Below are 17,432 nucleotides of genomic sequence, written 5' to 3'. Positions count from 1 at the left end.
CCGGTACAGGCCGCTCAAAGCTCGTGGATCTGCGGATACTGCCCGAACAACTCCCGCATATCGCCAAAGGCCTGGCGCAACTTTGCCTCGGAACACTCGGCGCCCACGCACAAGCGCACGGCCCGTGGCCGCGGTGTACCGCGCACCAGGAACGGCTCCGGCGGCGTCACCGCAATCTGCCGGCGGCGCAAGGCACGCACCAGGCTGTCCACTTCCCAGCGCTCGGGAATGTTCAGCCAGGCACCCAAGGCATGGGCGTGCTGACCACGCACATACTCCCCCAGGTACTCACGCAACAACGCCTGACGCTCGCCCAGCAAGGTGCGCTGCAGCGCCACCAGTTGCGCCGCGCGCCCGTCGTTGATCCAGCGCGATGCAATCTCCGCCACCAGGGGCGTGGCCATCCAGCTGTTGACCCGCAAGATGCTCTCGGTGCGCAGCGCCAGCCGCTTGGGCATGGCCAGATAGCCCACGCGCAGGCCGGTAAGCACCGATTTGGTCATGCTGGTGCAGTAGAACGACAGCTCCGGCGCATAGGAACTGAGCGGCCTGGCATGGCTGCCACCCAGTAGCGGGCCGTAAACGTCATCTTCGATGATATGCACGCCAAAGCGCCGGGCAATTTCGGCAATCTCCTGGCGCCGGCTGTCGGGCATCAGGCTGACGGTCGGGTTGTTGAGGTTGGGTGTGCACACCAGCGCGGTCACCCGCTCGTTGCTGCAGATGTCCTCGAAATGTTCCGGGTTGATGCCCTCGCGGTCCATCTCCAGGCCCTTGAGGGTGAAACCGAGCACCTGTGAATTGCCGATCACGCCATGGTCGGTCAACCCCTCGCACAGCACCACATCATCCGGCCCGGCCAGCGAGGCCAGGGCCAGGAAGATGGCGTGGGCGGCGCCGTTGGTTACCAGCACATCGTCACGCTCGACCTGCATGCCCAGGCCGGCAAGCCAGCGCACCGCGGCCTCGCGGTGGCTCTCGAAACCGGCGATGGGCCGGTAGGCATGGATCCACGGCTGCTCCTCTTCCACGGCCAGCTCGGCGCAAGTGTCGCGCCAGATGCGCTCATGCACCTGGGTGTGCAGGATGCGGGTGATGGAGAAGTCGACCAGGGTACGCTCGGGCAGGTCGATGATGTCATCCGACACACGGTCGCTCATGCGCCGGCTGACGAAACTGCCACGGCCGATCTCGCAACGTACCAGGCCTTGGCGCTCGAGTTCCTTGTAGGCATTGGTCACGGTCTGCACGCTGATGCCTAGGGCATCGGCTACCTGTCGCTGCGGTGGCAGGCGCTGGTCATGTACCAATACGCCGCGCTCGATCTCGCCGGTGACGGCCTGGACCAGGATCTTGTATTTGGACTCGCCGATGCGGGCCGCGTCCAGGGCTGCCTTCCAACTGTTCATCATGAGGTTCGCTTCGCTTGCCGGGGCCAGGGTCACAGCATCCCCCGTACAAGTGCTTCGGGCAATTGTCCTAGTGCAATGCCATCGCCGTTTCAGCTTTTGTATGCTCGCCCCAAGGTCGAACTCCCGCTGCCTGGCAGCCTCGAACAAAAGACCGACCTGCTATCGCTGTTTTGCTCCACTGCCTCCTAACACAGAGCCGTCGACGACGGTTTTTATAACAAACAGGAGCTTCATTGATGAGCCAGCCTTTCAACGTTCCACGCCCCTTCCAGCGCCTGCTGATGGCCTGTGCCGCCGTCGGTGTGCTCGCCAGCGCCCAGGCCGCCAGCCTGGACGAGATCAAGGAAACCAGCCGCATCCGCATCGGCTACGCCAACGAAACCCCGTTCGCCTTCACCGAAACCGATGGCCGTGTAACCGGTGAGTCACCGGAAATCGCCAAGATCATCTTCGAGAAAATGGGCATCAAGCAGGTCGATGGCGTGCTCACCGAGTGGGGTTCGTTGATCCCGGGCTTGCGCGCCGGGCGCTTCGATGTGATTGCAGCAGGCATGTACATCACCCCCGCACGCTGCAAGCAGGTGATCTTCACCGACCCGCAGTACGCCCTGCCCGACACCCTGCTGGTGGCACAGGGCAATCCGAAGAACCTGCACAGCTACGCCGACATCGCCAGGAGCCCGGACGTGAAGCTGGCGATCATGGCCGGCACGGTCAACCTCGCCTATGCCCGCGACTCCGGCATCACCGATGCGCAGATCCTTCAGGTGCCGGACACCACCGCCCAGTTGCAGGCCGTGCGTGCCGGCCGCGCCGATGCTGCCGTGGGCACCCAGCTGACCATGAAGGGCCTGGCGAAAAAGGGTGGCGACAAGGTCGAGGCGATCAGCGACTTCACGGATGACCCGGCCCACACCGGCTACGGTGCCCTGGCCTTCCGCCCCGAGGACAAAGCCCTGCGCGACGCGGTCAACGCCGAGATGAAGAAGTGGCTGGGCAGCGAGGAGCATCTGAAGACCGTCGCGCCGTTCGGCTTCGACCGCAGCAACGTGACTGACAAGACCGCCGCCGAGCTCTGTGCCCAGCAGTGAATCGAGGTGGCATGGCGCTTGCCGTGCCATTCCCTGTGTAATCCGATTATTCAGGTCGAACCATGGGTGAATTGATACCGTTGTTACTGCAAGGCGCCTGGATCACCATCCAGGTGACCTTCTTCGGCTCGCTGCTGGCCATCGTCGCCGCGATCCTCGCCGCCCTCGGCCGGCGTTCGTCATGGCGGCCATTGAGCTGGCTGTGCGTGGCCTACATCGAGCTGTTCCGTGGCACCTCGCTGCTGGTGCAGTTGTTCTGGCTGTTCTTCGTATTGCCGCTGCCACCGTTCAACGTCGAACTCAGCGCCTACACCGTGGCCATCGTCGGCCTCGGGCTGCACATCGGTGCCTACGGTGCCGAAGTGATGCGCGGGGCGATCAGCTCGGTGGCCAAGGGGCAGTACGAAGCCTGCACCGCGCTGAACATGCCCGCCACCACCCGCTTCCGGCGGATCATCCTGCCGCAGGCATTGCTGGCGGCCATCGCACCTGGCACCAACCTGCTGATCGAACTGCTGAAGAACACCTCGCTGGTGTCGCTGATCACCCTGTCGGACCTTAGCTTCCGCGCCCGTCAGCTGGACCAGGCGACCTTCCAGACCCTGGAAATCTTCAGCCTCACCCTGCTGCTCTACTTCGTCCTGGCGCAGGTCATCAACTTCCTCATGCGTCGGGTCGAACGGCGCCTGAGCCGTGGTCGCCTGCGGGGGAGCCTGTCATGAATTTCTGGGACTGGAACTACGTCGCGCAAATCCTCCCCGACTTGCTGCAGGCGTCGCTGAAAACCCTGGGCATCACCTTGGTTGGCTTCCTGATCGCAGTGGTGCTGGGCCTGTTCCTGGCCATTGCCCGACGCAGCCGCCAGGCCTGGCTGTCGTGGCCGGTGGCATTGCTGATCGAGTTCATCCGCAGTACGCCGCTGCTGATCCAAGTGTATTTCCTCTACTACGTGCTGCCCAACTACGGGGTGAACATGACGGCCATGCAGGCCGGCATCATCGGTATCGGCGTGCACTACGCCTGTTACCTGGCCGAGGTTTACCGCGGCGGCCTCGACTCGGTGGCGCGCAGCCAGTGGGAAGCGGTGGTCGCCCTCAACTTCGCGCCGTGGACCGCCTACCGGGCAGTCATCCTGCCCCAGGCGATTCGCCCGATCCTGCCGCCGTTGGGCAACTACCTGATCGCCATGCTCAAGGACACCCCGGTGCTGTCGGCCATCACCGTGGTGGAAATCATGCAGCAGGCCAAGAACGTCGGCTCCGAAAGCTTCCGCTACCTCGAGCCGATCACCCTGGTCGGTCTGTTCTTCCTGGCCTTGAGCGTCGCTCTGGCCTACCTCGTTCGGCGCCTTGAAGTGCGCCTGGAGCTCCGCTGATGATCGCCCCTGTGACCCACTTCGCCACTGCCACCGCCACCCAGCCGCTGGACACCCACATGCCCACACCGGCCATTGCCCAACCGATCGTCAGCTTCAAGGACGTGACCAAACGCTACGGCAGCTTCACCGTGCTCGACGGCCTCAACCTCGATGTCGCCCCCGGCGAAAAGGTGGCGATCATCGGCCCCAGCGGCTCGGGCAAATCGACGTTGCTGCGGGTACTGATGACGCTTGAAGGCATTGACCAGGGCATGATCGAAGTCGATGGCGAATCGCTCACCCACATGCCCGGGCGCAACGGCCAGCAGCTCATCGCCAACGAGCGCCATGTACGCAAAGTGCGCGCGAAGATCGGCATGGTGTTCCAGAGTTTCAACCTGTTCCCGCACATGAGTGCCTTGCAGAACGTGATCGAAGCCCCGGTCCAGGTACTGGGCGTGAAGCCCTCCGAGGCGCGCGAACGGGCTGCGGAGCTGCTGGAGATGGTTGGCCTGGGCAACAAGTTCGAGCATTACCCGTCGCAATTGTCCGGAGGTCAGCAACAACGCGTGGCGATTGCCCGGGCGCTGGCGATGCGACCCAAGGTGATGCTGTTCGACGAAGTGACCTCGGCGCTGGACCCGGAACTGTGTGGCGAGGTGCTGAACGTGATCCGCCGGTTGGGCAGCGAACACAACCTGACCATGCTGATGGTGACGCATCAGATGGGCTTTGCCAGGGAGTTCGCGGATCGGGTGTGCTTCTTCTACAAGGGGCAGATCCACGAACAGGGGACGCCGGCGCAGATCTTCGAAAACCCGCAACAGGAGCGGACCCGGGCGTTCCTCAGTGCAGTGCGGGAGGCGAACTGACCGGCGATCGTCGCGTCAGTACTCGCGCCGCTTGCGAAACGCCCAGCGCCCCACCAGCACGGTGAAGGTCGCCACCAGGGCCACCAGCACCCAGAAACCATGGGGGTTTTCCGCCAGCGGCACACCCCCGACATTCATGCCGAAGAAACCGGCGATGATGTTGATGGGCAGCGCCAGCACGGTCACCACGGTCAGGGTGAACAGGGTGCGGTTGGTCTGTTCGTTGAGCTTGGCGGCGATTTCTTCCTGCAACAGCTTGATCCGCTCACCGAGGGCGGTGAGGTCGCTGATCACCAGGGTGAACTCTTCTGTGGCCGCGCGCAGCTGGCGTATGTCCTGTTCCTGCAGCCAGTCGGGCGGCCGGTTGAGCAGGCGCAGCAGCGCCCCCGGCTCCAGCGCCAGCAGGCGCTGCAAGCGCACCAGCACCCGGCGCATGCTGCCCAGTTCGGCGCGGTTGTCGCTCAGGCGCTGGGACAGCAACTGGTCTTCGATGCGGTCGACGCTGGTGGTGGTTTCACGCACGATCTGGGTCAGCACATCGCCCTGGTCGCGCAACAGATGGACCAGCAACTCGATGGACGAATGAAAGCGCTCGCCATGCTTGACCGACGAGCGCAGCTTGTCCACCGAATGCAGCGGCTGCAACCGCGCGCTTACCAGCAACTGGCTGCTGGCGCAGGCCCACAGCGTGGAGATGTCCGAGGACACCAGGCCGAAGTTGAACACCACATCGTTGACCACCGCCAGCAGCGCCGAGTCGGCGTGTTCGATACGGGTCGAGCGCGAACCTTCGCGCAGGGTTTCGAAGAAGGCTTCGGGCAACTGCAGGTGGGTACGCAACCAGCGTTCGCAGGCAGCGTGGGCCAGGTTCAGGTGCACCCAGAGAAACTCGCCAGGTTCCAGCGGCTGGCCGAGCGTGCGCAACAACTGCGCCGAATCGATTTCGCGCCCCGGCTGGCCAGGGCGGAAGGCGAAGGCGTAGAGCAGGCCGAACAGGTCGTGGTCCTGTGGCAGATGCAGCGCGGGATGGCCCATTCGAACTCGCAATGAGGCACGGGGAGATGGCAGAAAGGTTGCTGAATATTCGTTGCAGTCAGATGACAGCTGGATAGCTGAAAGCCCTTTGGGCTGCGCTGTCGCGTAGAGAGCCGAATTCGCAAGCGGTCCGCATACCCTGTGGGAGCGGCTTTAGCCGCGAAGAATCCAACGCGGTGCATGGCACCGGCTGCGCCGGTGTTCGCGGCTAAAGCCGCTCCCACAGGGTCCCTGCTAATTCAATGAGTTATGTGCAGCCTTATGAGAGCGGGCACACCCGCTCCCACAGGATGCGCAGTGCGAAACCTGAGAAAGCGCCTCCATCACTTCACAAATTCCTGAACTGATTATTTGCCCGCAGCGATTTTTCCCCTCGCCAACCGCCACCAGAATCGCTTCACCACAATCACAAGAACCGTGAGGCCACTCCCGTGGACCAGACACTCCAGGTACGGCAAGCCGCCGCCGACCTCGTTGCGGCGTTCGCCAGCAACGACACCGCTCGCTATTTCGCCTGCTTCAGCGAAGACGCCACCTTCCTTTTCCACACCCTGCCGCAACCGCTGCTGTCGCGCCATGCCTACGAGCAACTCTGGGCCCAATGGCAGGCCGACGGGTTTGCCGTGCTCGCCTGCGAATCGGGCAATGCCCAGGTGAGCCTGCAAGGTGACATGGCGATCTTCATGCATGATGTGGCCACGCACATCCGCATCGCCGGCGAAGAACACCAGTTGAGCGAGCGCGAAACCATTGTCTTCCGCCGCCACGGCGAACGGTGGCTGGCCTGCCACGAGCACCTGTCGGTCGTATCGCCGGCCTGATCCCCTTTACGCGGCCCTGCCGCCCTGCCATCGCACCCACAAGAAGGCCCGCGCACTGCGCCGGCCCACAACAACCGCGCTGGAGCATCACCATGAGCCACTCGACCGGTATCGAGACCAACGGCGTCGAACAGATCCCCGACGATCAACGCGACGCCTCCCCGCTGGACCTGTTCCGCCTGATCTTCGGCGGCGCCAATACCTTCGCCACGGCCGTGCTGGGCAGCTTCCCGGTGCTGTTCGGGCTGTCGTTCCAGGCCGGCGTGTGGGCGATCCTGCTCGGCGTCGGCGTAGGCGCGCTGATCCTCGCGCCCATGGGCCTGTTCGGCGCGCTCAACGGCACCAACAACGCGGTGTCGTCGGGTGCGCACTTTGGCGTGCACGGGCGCATCGTCGGTTCGTTCCTGTCGCTGCTCACCGCGGTGGCATTCTTTTCGCTGTCGGTGTGGAGCTCGGGCGACGCCCTGGTCGGCGGTGCCAAGCGCCTGGCCGGCCTGCCGGAAACCGACCTGACCCTGGGCCTGGCCTACGGCCTGTTCGCGGTGCTGGTGCTGGTGGTGTGTATCTTTGGCTTCCGCTTCATGCTGTGGGTCAACAAAATCGCCGTGTGGGCCTCGAGCCTGCTGTTCCTGCTGGGCATCGTTGCCTTTGCCGGGCCGTTCGACGCCGGTTATGCGGGTAGCGTAAACCTCGGCCAGGCGGGCTTCTGGGCGGCATTCGTCGGTGCGGCGATCCTGGCCATGAGCAACCCGGTGTCGTTCGGTGCGTTCCTCGGCGACTGGTCACGCTACATCCCGCGTGAAACCCCAAAGGCTCGCATCATGCTGGCAGTGATCGCGGCCCAGGGCGCGACACTGATCCCGTTCCTGTTCGGCCTGTGCACCGCCACCCTGGTGGCCACCCAGGCGCCGGACTACATCGCCGCCAACAACTACGTCGGTGGCCTGCTGGCGGTGGCGCCAAGCTGGTTCTTCCTGCCGGTGTGCCTGATTGCGGTGATCGGCGGCATGTCGACCGGCACCACCGCGCTGTACGGTACTGGCCTGGACATGTCCAGCGTGTTCCCACGCCTGCTCAGCCGTGCCGGCGCCACCCTGCTGATTGGCGTGCTGGCGATCGGTTTCATCTTCATCGGCCGCTTCACCTTCAACCTGGTGCAGAGCGTGTCGACCTTCGCTGTGCTGATCATCACCTGCACCAGCCCGTGGATGGTGATCATGATCCTCGGCCTGATCACCCGCCGCGGCTTCTACCATGCCGACGACCTGCAGGTGTTCACCCGCGGCCAGCGTGGCGGCCACTACTGGTTCCTGCATGGCTGGAACTGGCGCGGCATGGGGGCGTGGATCCCCAGCGCGGCGGTGGGCCTGTGCTTCGTCAACCTGCCAGGACAGTTCGTCGGCCCACTGGGCGACCTGGCCGGCGGCATCGACCTGAGCCTGCCGGTCACCCTGGGGCTGGCCGGTGTGCTGTACCTGCTGCTGCTCAACCTGTTCCCCGAACCTGCCGGCGTGTATGGCCCCCAGGGCCCGCGTTGGGTGCGTTGCAAAAGCACCGCGCACTCGCCGGTAACCACCGCCGAAACGGCCTGACTGGAAACCGACCATGACCACTTCCCACTACATCGCCGGCCGCTGGGTCGAAGGCCAGGGCAGCGACTGCATCAGCGTCAATGACCCGGCCTTTGGGCAACCGTTTGCCGAACTGAAGGCCGCCAGCGTCGCCCAGGTAGACCAGGCAGTGACCGCTGCCCGTGGCGCCCTACCCGCCTGGAAAAACACCAGCGCCAGCGAACGCGCCGCCTACCTGCGCGGCTTTGCCGAACAACTCGGGCAGCGCCGTGAAGCATTGATCACCTTGCAGATGCGCAACAACGGCAAGCCACGTCACGAGGCGGAAATCGACCTGGACGACGCCATCGCCACCTTCGGCTACTACGCCGAACTGGCCGAGCAACTGCCATCGAAGAACCGCGATGTGCCGCTGGCTGCGCCGGGTTTCAGCGCTCGCACCCGCCTGGAACCAGTGGGCGTGGTCGGCCTGATCGTACCGTGGAATTTCCCGCTAGTGACCAGCGCCTGGAAGCTCGCCCCGGCCCTGGCCGCTGGTTGCACCGTGGTGCTCAAGCCATCGGAAGTCACCCCGCTGATCGAACAGGCCTATGGCCAGATCGCCGATGCCCTGGAGCTGCCGGCCGGGGTGTTGAACATCGTCAACGGCAAGGCCGAAACCGGCGCTGCACTGAGCAACCACAATGGCCTGGACAAGCTGTCGTTCACCGGCAGCAATAGTGTCGGCAGCCAGGTAATGCGCAGCGCTTCGGCGCAGTGCCGGCCGGTGACGCTGGAGCTGGGCGGCAAGTCGGCGATCGTGGTGTTCGATGATTGCGACGTGGGCCAGGCAGTGGAATGGATCGTCGCCGGCATCACCTGGAACGCCGGGCAGATGTGCTCGGCCACTTCGCGGCTGCTGGTGCAGGACGGCATTGCCGATGCATTGCTGCCGCGTTTGCAGGCCGCACTGGAGCAGCTACGGGTCGGTAATCCATTGACCGAAGAGGTCGACATGGGGCCGCTGACCAGCCAGGCGCAGTGGCTGAAGGTGGCCGGCTACTTTGCCACGGCGCGGGAAGAAGGCCTGCAGTGCCTGGCCGGTGGCAAGGCGCTGGACCGTGATGGCTGGTTCGTCAGCCCGACGCTGTATGCCGATGTGCCGAAAGACAGCCGCCTGTGGACCGAGGAAATCTTTGGCCCGGTGCTGTGCGCGCGTCGCTTTGCGACCGAGGAACAGGCGATTGCCGAGGCCAACGATAGCCGCTTCGGGCTGGTGGCTACGGTGTGCTCCGCCGATCTGGAGCGCGCCGAGCGGGTGGCCGATGCGCTGGAGGTTGGCCATGTGTGGATCAACTCGGTGCAGGCGGTGTTCGTCGAGACCTCGTGGGGTGGCACCAAGGGTAGCGGGATCGGGCGTGAGCTGGGGCCTTGGGGGTTGTCGGCCTACCAGTCGGTCAAGCATGTGACGCGCTGTCTGGGTTGAGATTTCCGGGGCCGCTTTGCGGCCCTTTCGCCGGCAAGCCATATGCCATCCCTGTGGGAGCTGGCTTGCCGGCGATCGAGGGCGAAGCCCTCGCCTTGCCCCCCTCAGATGTAAGACTTTTCCCAACCTGAAACCAAATGCTTCAGCTGGAAGTAGCTTGGGAATTATCCTACCCGCGCCGCAGCCGTTTCTCTGTTGTTGAACAGGAGCATCAGGGCTAATTTCCCTGGGTCGTCACAAATGGCGACCGGGTGTGAGAGCCCGTGCTGATCTGGTTGCAACCTCAACGGTAGCTGTGCGCGGGCAGGCTTGGTCCTGGCCGGGTTCCTAGGTCTCCGGTCTCTCACCCCGCGTACGGCTGCCACCCGATCCTGTGAGAGGGAATGAGGTGGTAGCTCCTGACCGACCTAGGGAAACGCAATGAATAAACTTGTGCCCGATCCACCTGTAAAACCTGGCTCCCGCCCGTTCTACACCATCAACAACGACTTGCCCTCACCCGAGGCACTTCGTTACGTCTCGCAATTGCTGCTCGGCATTGAGGACACCCTCGACGAATACATCTGCGCCAACGCTGGCGAACCGGGCATCGGGTTGTTGGTCAATACCGTGCATAACGTGCAAATGACCCGGGCGCTCAACCAGTTGCTGTTGAACCGCGAGTAAGGCCTGGAATTGATGCCGGGCTCACCGGCCTCTTCGCGGGTAAACCCGCTCCCACAGTGATAGCGCAGGCCTGAAGGGCAGCACCGTACCTGTGGGAGCGGGTTTACCCGCGAAGAGGCCGGCACAGGCGATACAAAACTTTGCGTCCGCGTGACTTTGCCCGCCCACCGCAAAGTCCCACTTCCTGGTACCCCCACAATCACAACACCAGGCCGGACCACCCATGCACCCTCAACGCACCGCCTTGCACAACGAACTGCACGCCCGCCCGTCGCTGTATTTCGACGGCCCGGCGCATGTCTTCCACCTGGCCTTGCTCGGCGGCGATGCTGCCTGTGCGGCACTGCTGCAACGATGCTGCCCGGATGCCCTGGACACCGCAGCCGCCCAAGGCATCACCCGCCTGGATGGCCATCCGTTCAAATGGGAACGGCACACCGAGTTCTTCACCCTGACCCTGGTGGTGCCCTGCACTGCCGCCGACACCGAGTGGCAAACGCTGCCGCCGGTGCTGGCCGAGGCTATCGCCCCGCAAGCGGCGCAAGTGATCAATGCGGTGCAGGTGCTGGTCCGTGACGAACACGAACTGGACCTGCCCCACTACGGTTTCAAGGACCCGTGCGGCTCCTGCGTCGGCGGTGGCGATGCGGTGGTGTGGAGCGATTTTCGCCTGACCGAGGACGGCACCAACCGCTTCCTGTTCATCAACCGTCGCCTCAATGCCTACCGACAGGGCCGCATGATCCGCCGTCTGCTGGAGATCGAGACCTACCGCATGATGGCCTCGCTGACCCTGACCACGGCCAAGGACCTCAGCCAGGAACTGGATGCCTTCGACAAGACCCTGGTCAACCTCTCGGAGCGAAGTGCCGGTGTCGATGACCATGATTCCAAAGGCTTGCTGGAAGCCATTGCCCACCTGTCACGCCAGGTGGTCAGCCGTACGGTGAAAACCCGCCACCGCTTCGGCGCCACGCAAGCCTATGCGCAACTGGTGTTCGAACGCCTGGGCGAGCTGCGGGAAAGCCATGTGGGCGATTGCCAGCGCCTGGGGGTTTTCATCGAACGCCGGTTCAAGCCAACCGTGCGCTACTGCGCGGCCACCGAGCAGCGCCTGGAGCAGCTGGCAAAGAACGTGGCCAACCTGGGCGACCTGTTGCAGGCGCGGGTACAGGTGGAAATGGAAGAGCAGAACGCCGAGATCCTGCGCAGCCTCAATGCCCGGGCTGATGCCCAGGTGAAGATTCAACGGGCGGTGGAGGGGCTGTCGATCATTGCCATCACCTACTACCTGCTGAACTTGTTCAAGCTGCTGTATGGCGGGCTGAATGTGCTGGGGTTTGGGCTGACGGCGCGGGATGGGCTTTTGGCCATGGCGCCGCCTGTGCTGTTGGTGTTGTTGGTGATTTTGCTGAGGATCAGGCAGGCCAAGCAGCATTGAGGGTTGGGGGCGCCTTGCGCCCCTATCGCGACACAAGGCCGCTCCTACAGGGACTGCACATTTCCTGTAGGAGCGGCCTTGTGTCGCGATGGGCTGCAACGCAGCCCCCGATGCTCACACCGGCTCGTCAGCCGGCCGTGCATTCTCTTGCACCAACACCATGCTCTGCGGCGACGACAGGGCAATACCTTCATCACGCAGGCGCCCAAGGATGGTGAACAACAGGTCACTGCGCGTACCGGACACCTGCCGCGGCCCCGCCACGTAACCACTCACACCTATCACCATGCCGCTGCTGGTCAGGTCCTTGAAGGTGACCGAGGTAGCCGGCGCATCCAGAATCGCCTCGTGCTCCTGGTAAGCCGCCAGCAGCAGTTCACGCACGCGGTTGGCATCGGTCTCCAGCGGCATGGTCAGGGTAATGCCGACCACGCCCAGGGCGTTGCCCATGGTCACGTTACGCACGTTCTGCGAGATGAACTGCGAGTTGGGCACGATAACCGTCGAGCGGTCGGACATCTGGATCTCGGTGGCGCGCACGTTGATACGGCGAATGTCGCCCTCGACACCCGCCAGGCTGACCCAGTCGCCCACCTTGACCGGGCGCTCGGTCAGCAGGATCAGGCCGGAAATGAAGTTCTGCACGATCTGCTGCAAGCCGAAACCGATACCCACCGACAGGGCACTGACCACCCAGGTCAGGCTGGTGAGGTTGATGCGCAGGGTCGACATCACCAGCATGGCCAGGAAGATAAAGCCCAGGTAACCCACCAGAGTCACCAGCGAGGCACGCATGCCGGCGTCCATGTCGGTTTCCGGCAGCAGGCGATCGCTCAGCCAGCGCTTGACCACGCGGATGGCGAACAGGCCGCCGAGGAACATCACCACTGCCAACAGAATGTCCTGGGGGACAATGTTCATGTTGCCCAGCAGCTTGCCGCCGGTCTCGTCCCAATCACCCAGGCTCAACAGCAGTTCGCTGGGGCTGGTGCCCGACGGCATCAGTGCCAGCAACAACGCCAGGAACAGCACCACGGTGCGGCCGATACCGGCCAGGATGGTGCTGGCCTGGGCCTGGTGACGTGGCGCCAGGCCCAGGGTCGAGGCCAGCGCCAGGCCGCCGGGCTGGCGGGGCGACAGCAGGGTTTCGCAGAGGTCGCCAAAGAACGTGGTCAGCAGGTAGGCACAGGTAATCACCAGGCTGACCCACAGCAGCTTGGCGGTGAGGAAGTAGGCGAGTGTCAGGTAACCGGCGAGCAAGGCCAGCAGGATCAACGTAAGCCAGATCACCATCACGAACGGGATCAGCCCGGCCAGGCCTGTGGGGCGCTCCAGGTCATGCTTGCGCAGGGTGCGACGGTAACGCAGCAGCGCACCGGCGAAGGTGAACGCCACTACCAGCGCGGTCAGGCCGTTGACCGCCACGGTCAGCGCCAGGCTGGCACCGATCACGCTGTTGATGCGTTCCATGGTCATCATGACCATCAGCGCCAACGCCAGCACCTTGGGGAACCAGCCCAGGGCGCTGGCCACTTCATCGTGAATAGGCGGCAGGCGCCAGGACGGACGCTGCAGCATCAGCATGGCGCGGCCCAGGCCGGTGATGAAGGCGCTGAACACCACCAGCGCGAGCACATGATTGGCCAGGCTGGCGATATCGGCGCCCAACTCGGCGCTGCTCTCCAGCCCCCAACGCAGCAGCGAGACCGAGCCGGCGATGGTACCCAAGGTTGCCAGGCTGACACCCAGCGCCAGCGCACTGCGGCGCAGGCGGCCTTCGGGCAGCCAGCTGACCATGGCGCCGGCGAGAAGGCGCTCGAGCACGCGGCGCACCAAGGTCCAGACCAGGATTGCCGCCACCAGGCTGGTAATGAACAACCAGCGATTTTCAGCGCTGAAGGCACTGCCGATGGCATCAGCCGTCTCACCACGCAGGTCACGCAGGCGTGCAACATCGTCCTGGGTGGGGCGAATGATGCTCTGCCAGAATGCCGGGGTCAGCGGTGAGGCCGCGCGGCTGGTGATCTGCGAGTTGAACTGGCTGCGGCGCAGGTTGACGATTTGCGTGGACAAGTCGCGCGCCGACTGGGTCAGCTTGGAGGCTTGGTCCTGCTGCGCCACCAAGGCCTTCTTCTCGGCCTCCAGCGCTTTACGCTGCTGGGTCAGGGTAGCCGCCTCGTCCGGCTGGACCGGGCCGATGACCTTGAGCTTGTCGTCGACTTTTTCAACATCAGTGGTGCGCAGGGCAGTCAACGCGTCGGCCTGACGCTGCACCTGCATTGCGCCCAGGCGCAACTGCGAAAGCAGATCGTCATTGGCGTCGCTGGTAACGCCCTGGCGTATCTGGTCCAGCCGCTCGCTCAACTGCTCGATGCTGGCGTTTTCATCCAGCACGTCCGCTTCGGCAACCGCCAGATTGGACAATGGCGTGGCCGGGGCCGACCAGGCCGGGCTGGCAATGGCCAGCATCAGGGCCATGAAAACCATCAGGCCTGGACAATAACGGGCAAGGCTGACACGCCTCATCGAATATTCCTCTTTACAATTCGATTTGGCGGGGGATTCTACGCGGCTTCACGCGATCAGGAGAGTGCCGTTTCTCGTTTGAGCAACTGCTGTTTGCGCTCGATGCCCCAGCGGTAACCACTGATGTCGCCGTCGCGGCGGACCACCCGATGACAGGGGATGGCCACGGCGATGTGGTTGGCCGCGCAGGCCATGGCCACCGCACGCACCGCCTTGGGCGCGCCGATGCGCTCGGCGATGTCGGTGTAGCTGACCCGGCTGCCGGCCGGCACCTCGCGCAGGGCTTGCCACACCCGCTCCTGGAACGCAGTGCCTTGCACATCCAGTGGCAAGGCCAGGCCCAGGGCGGGTGCTTCGACGAATCCCACCACCTCGGCGACCAACCGTTCGTAAGCACTGTCGCCGCCGACCAGGTGGGCCTTGGGGAACTGGTCCTGCAGATCGTGCAGCAGGGCCTCGGGATCGTCGCCCAGCAGGATCGCGCAAATGCCCTTCTCGCTCTGGGCCACCAGGATGGCACCCAAGGAGCATTGGCCAAGGGCGAAGTGGATGGTTGCTCCGGCGCCGCCGGCGCGGTATTGCCGCGGACGCATGCCCAAGCGCTGGTCGGCGCTTTCGTAGAAGCGGCTGTTGGAGTTGTAGCCGGCGTCGTAGATGGCATCGGTGACAGAGCGCTGGCCATCTTCCAGGTGAGCGCGCAGGCGCCGGGCACGGAAAGCGGTGGCATAGGCCTTGGGGGTCAGGCCGGTTTCGGCCTTGAACAGGCGATGCAGGTGAAAAGGGCTGACGGCCAGTTGGGCGCTGAGTTGGTCGAGGCTGGGTGCCGGGTCGATGGCTTCGATCAGGCGGCAGGCGCGGGTGACCAGCTGGCTGTGGCGGGTGGCGCTGGTGGTGGCGGTGCAACGTTTGCAGGCGCGGTAGCCGGCGGTTTCGGCGGCAGCTGGGGTGTCGTAGAACTCGACATTGGTTCGCTTGGCAAGACGCGATTTGCAGCCGGGGTGGCAGTAGATGCCGGTGGTGCGCACGGCGTAGACGAAGTGGCCGGTGGCGGCGGTTTCGCGGGATTCTACGGCTTGCCAGCGTTGGTCGGGGGTGGTGTAGGAGTTCATTGGTAAATGTCCAGATAGGTTGTTGCCTGTGCCGGCCCTTTCGCGGGTAAACCCGCTCCCACAGGTACTGCATAGCCTTTCAAGGCTGTGGATATCCCTGTGGGAGCGGGTTTACCCGCGAAGAGGCCGGCACAGGCAGTGCAAAACCTCAAGCCCGCCACAGGTACCAGGCCGCCACGGTGCGGTATGGCCGCCAGCCGCCACCCAGCGAACGCATTTGCGCCGGCGTCGGCGCCTTGTCCAGCCCCTTCAGCCGCCGATACCCCTCGCGCACGCCAAAATCGTCGACCGGCAGAACGTCCGAACGCGCCAGGCTGTAGATCAGCAACATCTCCACCGTCCACCGCCCTACCCCGCGCAACGCCACCAGCCGTTCGATCAACGCCTCGTCAGCCATGGCCAGCGCCTCTTCCCGGCTCGGCACCAGGCCATCCAGCCGGCCTTGGGCAATACCCTGGATCGTCGCCATCTTGCTCGCGGAAAAACCACAGGCGCGCATGGTTTCCGGTGTAACCGCCAACAACTGCTCCGGCCCTGGGAACGCAGCCTCCGGGAACAACGCCAGCAAGCGCCCAAGAATTGCCTCGGCAGCACGGGCATGCAACTGCTGGTAGGCAATCGCTCGCACCAGCACTTCGTAAGGCTCACGCCCCGGCGTGGCCTGGTGCAGGCAAGGCCCGGTCGCCTCGATATGCCGCGACCAGTCCGGGTCGAGCGCCGCAAGGTATTCAGTGGCCTCACGGTAGGCTTCAGGCGATAGGTCGGACAGGATCATGGCACCTCCAACGGGTCGATTGCAGGCCCAGCTTAACGCAGCCGTTCATCGGACAAACGCCGATTCTTGCGCGGCTAATTCCTGGCAGGGTATTGCTCGGCACCATCGCCCCGCAACCGCACCGTGCGCCGGTACGACTGCCGGGCAAAGCACACGAACAACCCGGCCATCAGCGCCAGCGCGATGGGCAGACCATGCGGCGCCACATCCATCGCCGCACCGCTGACCAGCGGCCCGACCAGGCTACCCACACCCCACAGCAAACCCACGCTGGCATTGGCGGTAACCAGGTCCTGCCCCTTGAAGCGCTGCCCGATCAGTACCAGCGCCAGGGTATAGATGCCGCCTGCCACGGCGCCCAGCAGCACCAGCAGCGGCCATAGCAACCAGGTCAGGTTCAGCAGCCAGGGCAGGCCGATACCGATCGCCATCGCCAGCAGCCCGCATACCAGGTGCAGCCCGGTGCGCTCCACCCGGTCGGCCAACCAGCCAAGCGGCAACTGGAACAACATGTCACCGGCAAACACGACGGTCACCATCAGCGCCGCCACGCCCACGGCAAAGCCATGGCTGGTGGCATACACCGGCAGCAGCGACAGCACCACGGCATCGAAGAACGAGAAGAACAGCACCGCCACGCATAGCGCCGGCGCCACACGGAAGAAACCGGCCAGGCCGAAGCTCTTTTCACCTTCTTCATGTTCCACATGGTCGTTGGGTACGGTCAGCACGATGCACAGCAGCGCCAGGCCATAGCAGGCGGTGACCACACCGGTGATCCACGGGCTGTCGGCGCCCAGCACCGCCAGCATTGCCGGGCCGAGCACCTGGAAGCCGGTGAAGCTGGTGGCGTACAGGGCCATGATCTTGCCGCGGTTGTGCTCCGGGCACAGTTCGTTGACCCACGACTCGCCAAGGATGATGGCGATACCCATGCCCAGCCCCAGGCCCAGGCGCAACAGCGCCAGCTGCCACAGCGAGCCGAACGCCGACTCGAGCAAGGCAATGCTGAGCGTGCACAGGCTGAAGCACAGCAGGTAGATGGTGCGCCGGGTCAGGTGGCGACAGCAGGCGTCGACCAGGAACGCCGAGAGCATCATGCCCGCAGCGGGGATGGCCGAGATGATGCCGATTTCCAGGGTGCTCGCACCGGCTTCATGCAGGCGCAACGACACCAGCGGCAGGCTGGCCCCCAAACTGAAACCCACGACCGAAACGGCGAACAACAGGCCCGCCAGCAAACGCATGTTCATGTACCACTCCTTACAAACCGAAAAGACGTGCAGACACA

General features: G+C 64.3%; 15 protein-coding genes. 9 read left to right on the top strand and 6 right to left on the bottom strand.

From position 1 onward, the window contains the following. Positions 1 to 14: 14 nt before the first annotated feature. Complete coding sequence (gene ehuR / locus QN085_RS03810) at positions 15 to 1,409, bottom strand: MocR-like ectoine utilization transcription factor EhuR (protein ID WP_031324447.1); 1,395 nt, start codon at positions 1,407 to 1,409, stop codon at positions 15 to 17. Between the two features lie 239 nt (positions 1,410 to 1,648). Here ehuR and ehuB point away from each other — a divergent pair, with 239 nt between their 5' ends. The 4 genes from ehuB to ehuA all read left to right on the top strand — a co-directional run bounded on the left by ehuB (position 1,649) and on the right by ehuA (position 4,732). Continuing rightward, the gene (ehuB, locus tag QN085_RS03805) at positions 1,649 to 2,503 is read left to right on the top strand and encodes an ectoine/hydroxyectoine ABC transporter substrate-binding protein EhuB (RefSeq protein WP_013970845.1); all 855 of its coding nucleotides are present in this window, start codon (positions 1,649 to 1,651) and stop codon (positions 2,501 to 2,503) included. A 62-nt stretch (positions 2,504 to 2,565) separates the two neighbouring features. Continuing rightward, the gene (gene ehuC / locus QN085_RS03800; protein WP_013970844.1) at positions 2,566 to 3,225 is read left to right on the top strand and encodes an ectoine/hydroxyectoine ABC transporter permease subunit EhuC; all 660 of its coding nucleotides are present in this window, start codon (positions 2,566 to 2,568) and stop codon (positions 3,223 to 3,225) included. Beyond that, positions 3,222 to 3,878 carry an ectoine/hydroxyectoine ABC transporter permease subunit EhuD gene (gene ehuD, locus QN085_RS03795; RefSeq protein WP_003256382.1) on the top strand — a complete coding sequence of 219 codons (657 nt, stop codon included), beginning with the start codon at positions 3,222 to 3,224 and terminating at the stop codon, positions 3,876 to 3,878. Before ehuC ends, ehuD begins: the two co-directional genes overlap by 4 nt. A gap of 59 nt (positions 3,879 to 3,937) precedes the next feature. Then, positions 3,938 to 4,732, top strand: coding sequence for an ectoine/hydroxyectoine ABC transporter ATP-binding protein EhuA (ehuA, locus tag QN085_RS03790; RefSeq protein WP_164842880.1), 795 nt, complete (start codon positions 3,938 to 3,940; stop codon positions 4,730 to 4,732). Positions 4,733 to 4,747: 15 nt separating this feature from the next. Here ehuA and QN085_RS03785 read toward each other — a convergent pair whose 3' ends face one another. Next, positions 4,748 to 5,767 (bottom strand): transporter, encoded by a 1,020-nt coding sequence (locus QN085_RS03785; RefSeq protein ID WP_024086247.1) that lies wholly within the window; start codon positions 5,765 to 5,767, stop codon positions 4,748 to 4,750. Positions 5,768 to 6,198: 431 nt separating this feature from the next. On the opposite strand from QN085_RS03785, the gene QN085_RS03780 reads away from it, so the two are divergent. The 5 genes from QN085_RS03780 (at position 6,199) to QN085_RS03760 (ending at position 11,731) form a co-directional block, all read left to right on the top strand. Further along, entirely contained in the window at positions 6,199 to 6,588 is a 390-nt protein-coding gene (locus tag QN085_RS03780; RefSeq protein WP_013970841.1) for a YybH family protein, read from the top strand. 92 nt (positions 6,589 to 6,680) lie between these two features. Then, complete coding sequence (locus QN085_RS03775; RefSeq protein WP_013970840.1) at positions 6,681 to 8,180, top strand: purine-cytosine permease family protein; 1,500 nt, start codon at positions 6,681 to 6,683, stop codon at positions 8,178 to 8,180. Between the two features lie 13 nt (positions 8,181 to 8,193). Continuing rightward, positions 8,194 to 9,624: an aldehyde dehydrogenase family protein gene (locus QN085_RS03770; protein ID WP_013970839.1), complete on the top strand. Its 1,431-nt coding sequence runs from the start codon at positions 8,194 to 8,196 to the stop codon at positions 9,622 to 9,624. 420 nt (positions 9,625 to 10,044) lie between these two features. Further along, positions 10,045 to 10,290 carry a hypothetical protein gene (locus QN085_RS03765; RefSeq protein WP_024086246.1) on the top strand — a complete coding sequence of 82 codons (246 nt, stop codon included), beginning with the start codon at positions 10,045 to 10,047 and terminating at the stop codon, positions 10,288 to 10,290. Between the two features lie 223 nt (positions 10,291 to 10,513). Further along, positions 10,514 to 11,731 carry a DUF3422 domain-containing protein gene (locus QN085_RS03760; protein WP_023660617.1) on the top strand — a complete coding sequence of 406 codons (1,218 nt, stop codon included), beginning with the start codon at positions 10,514 to 10,516 and terminating at the stop codon, positions 11,729 to 11,731. A gap of 114 nt (positions 11,732 to 11,845) precedes the next feature. On the opposite strand, the gene QN085_RS03755 is transcribed toward QN085_RS03760, so the two are convergent. The 4 genes from QN085_RS03755 to QN085_RS03740 form a co-directional block, all read right to left on the bottom strand. Then, positions 11,846 to 14,257 (bottom strand): DUF3772 domain-containing protein, encoded by a 2,412-nt coding sequence (locus tag QN085_RS03755; protein ID WP_024086244.1) that lies wholly within the window; start codon positions 14,255 to 14,257, stop codon positions 11,846 to 11,848. A 56-nt stretch (positions 14,258 to 14,313) separates the two neighbouring features. Beyond that, the gene (gene ada / locus QN085_RS03750; protein ID WP_041506269.1) at positions 14,314 to 15,366 is read right to left on the bottom strand and encodes a bifunctional DNA-binding transcriptional regulator/O6-methylguanine-DNA methyltransferase Ada; all 1,053 of its coding nucleotides are present in this window, start codon (positions 15,364 to 15,366) and stop codon (positions 14,314 to 14,316) included. Positions 15,367 to 15,514: 148 nt separating this feature from the next. Continuing rightward, a complete protein-coding gene (locus tag QN085_RS03745; RefSeq protein WP_013970834.1) occupies positions 15,515 to 16,141 on the bottom strand; it encodes a DNA-3-methyladenine glycosylase family protein in 627 nt (208 codons plus the stop codon). 74 nt (positions 16,142 to 16,215) lie between these two features. Continuing rightward, complete coding sequence (locus QN085_RS03740; RefSeq protein ID WP_023661336.1) at positions 16,216 to 17,394, bottom strand: MFS transporter; 1,179 nt, start codon at positions 17,392 to 17,394, stop codon at positions 16,216 to 16,218. Positions 17,395 to 17,432 lie beyond the last annotated feature (38 nt).

The organism is Pseudomonas sp. M2(2023), assembly GCF_030263955.1.
Lineage (GTDB): Bacteria > Pseudomonadota > Gammaproteobacteria > Pseudomonadales > Pseudomonadaceae > Aquipseudomonas > Aquipseudomonas asiatica.
The sequence above is the reverse complement of the archived record's forward strand: the minus strand, read 5'-3'. Positions and strand labels throughout refer to the sequence as shown.

Excerpts from the sequence above, each read along its gene's own strand:
- ehuC (WP_013970844.1), top strand. The coding sequence starts at position 2,566 with ATGGGTGAATTGATACCGTTGTTACTGCAAGGCGCCTGGATCACCATC.
- QN085_RS03740 (WP_023661336.1), bottom strand. The coding sequence starts at position 17,394 with ATGAACATGCGTTTGCTGGCGGGCCTGTTGTTCGCCGTTTCGGTCGTG.
- ehuR (WP_031324447.1), bottom strand. The coding sequence starts at position 1,409 with ATGAACAGTTGGAAGGCAGCCCTGGACGCGGCCCGCATCGGCGAGTCC.
- QN085_RS03765 (WP_024086246.1), top strand. The coding sequence starts at position 10,045 with ATGAATAAACTTGTGCCCGATCCACCTGTAAAACCTGGCTCCCGCCCG.
- ehuD (WP_003256382.1), top strand. The coding sequence starts at position 3,222 with ATGAATTTCTGGGACTGGAACTACGTCGCGCAAATCCTCCCCGACTTG.
- ehuB (WP_013970845.1), top strand. The coding sequence starts at position 1,649 with ATGAGCCAGCCTTTCAACGTTCCACGCCCCTTCCAGCGCCTGCTGATG.
- QN085_RS03775 (WP_013970840.1), top strand. The coding sequence starts at position 6,681 with ATGAGCCACTCGACCGGTATCGAGACCAACGGCGTCGAACAGATCCCC.
- QN085_RS03770 (WP_013970839.1), top strand. The coding sequence starts at position 8,194 with ATGACCACTTCCCACTACATCGCCGGCCGCTGGGTCGAAGGCCAGGGC.
- QN085_RS03760 (WP_023660617.1), top strand. The coding sequence starts at position 10,514 with ATGCACCCTCAACGCACCGCCTTGCACAACGAACTGCACGCCCGCCCG.
- ehuA (WP_164842880.1), top strand. The coding sequence starts at position 3,938 with ATGCCCACACCGGCCATTGCCCAACCGATCGTCAGCTTCAAGGACGTG.
- QN085_RS03755 (WP_024086244.1), bottom strand. The coding sequence starts at position 14,257 with ATGAGGCGTGTCAGCCTTGCCCGTTATTGTCCAGGCCTGATGGTTTTC.
- QN085_RS03745 (WP_013970834.1), bottom strand. The coding sequence starts at position 16,141 with ATGATCCTGTCCGACCTATCGCCTGAAGCCTACCGTGAGGCCACTGAA.
- QN085_RS03785 (WP_024086247.1), bottom strand. The coding sequence starts at position 5,767 with ATGGGCCATCCCGCGCTGCATCTGCCACAGGACCACGACCTGTTCGGC.
- ada (WP_041506269.1), bottom strand. The coding sequence starts at position 15,366 with ATGAACTCCTACACCACCCCCGACCAACGCTGGCAAGCCGTAGAATCC.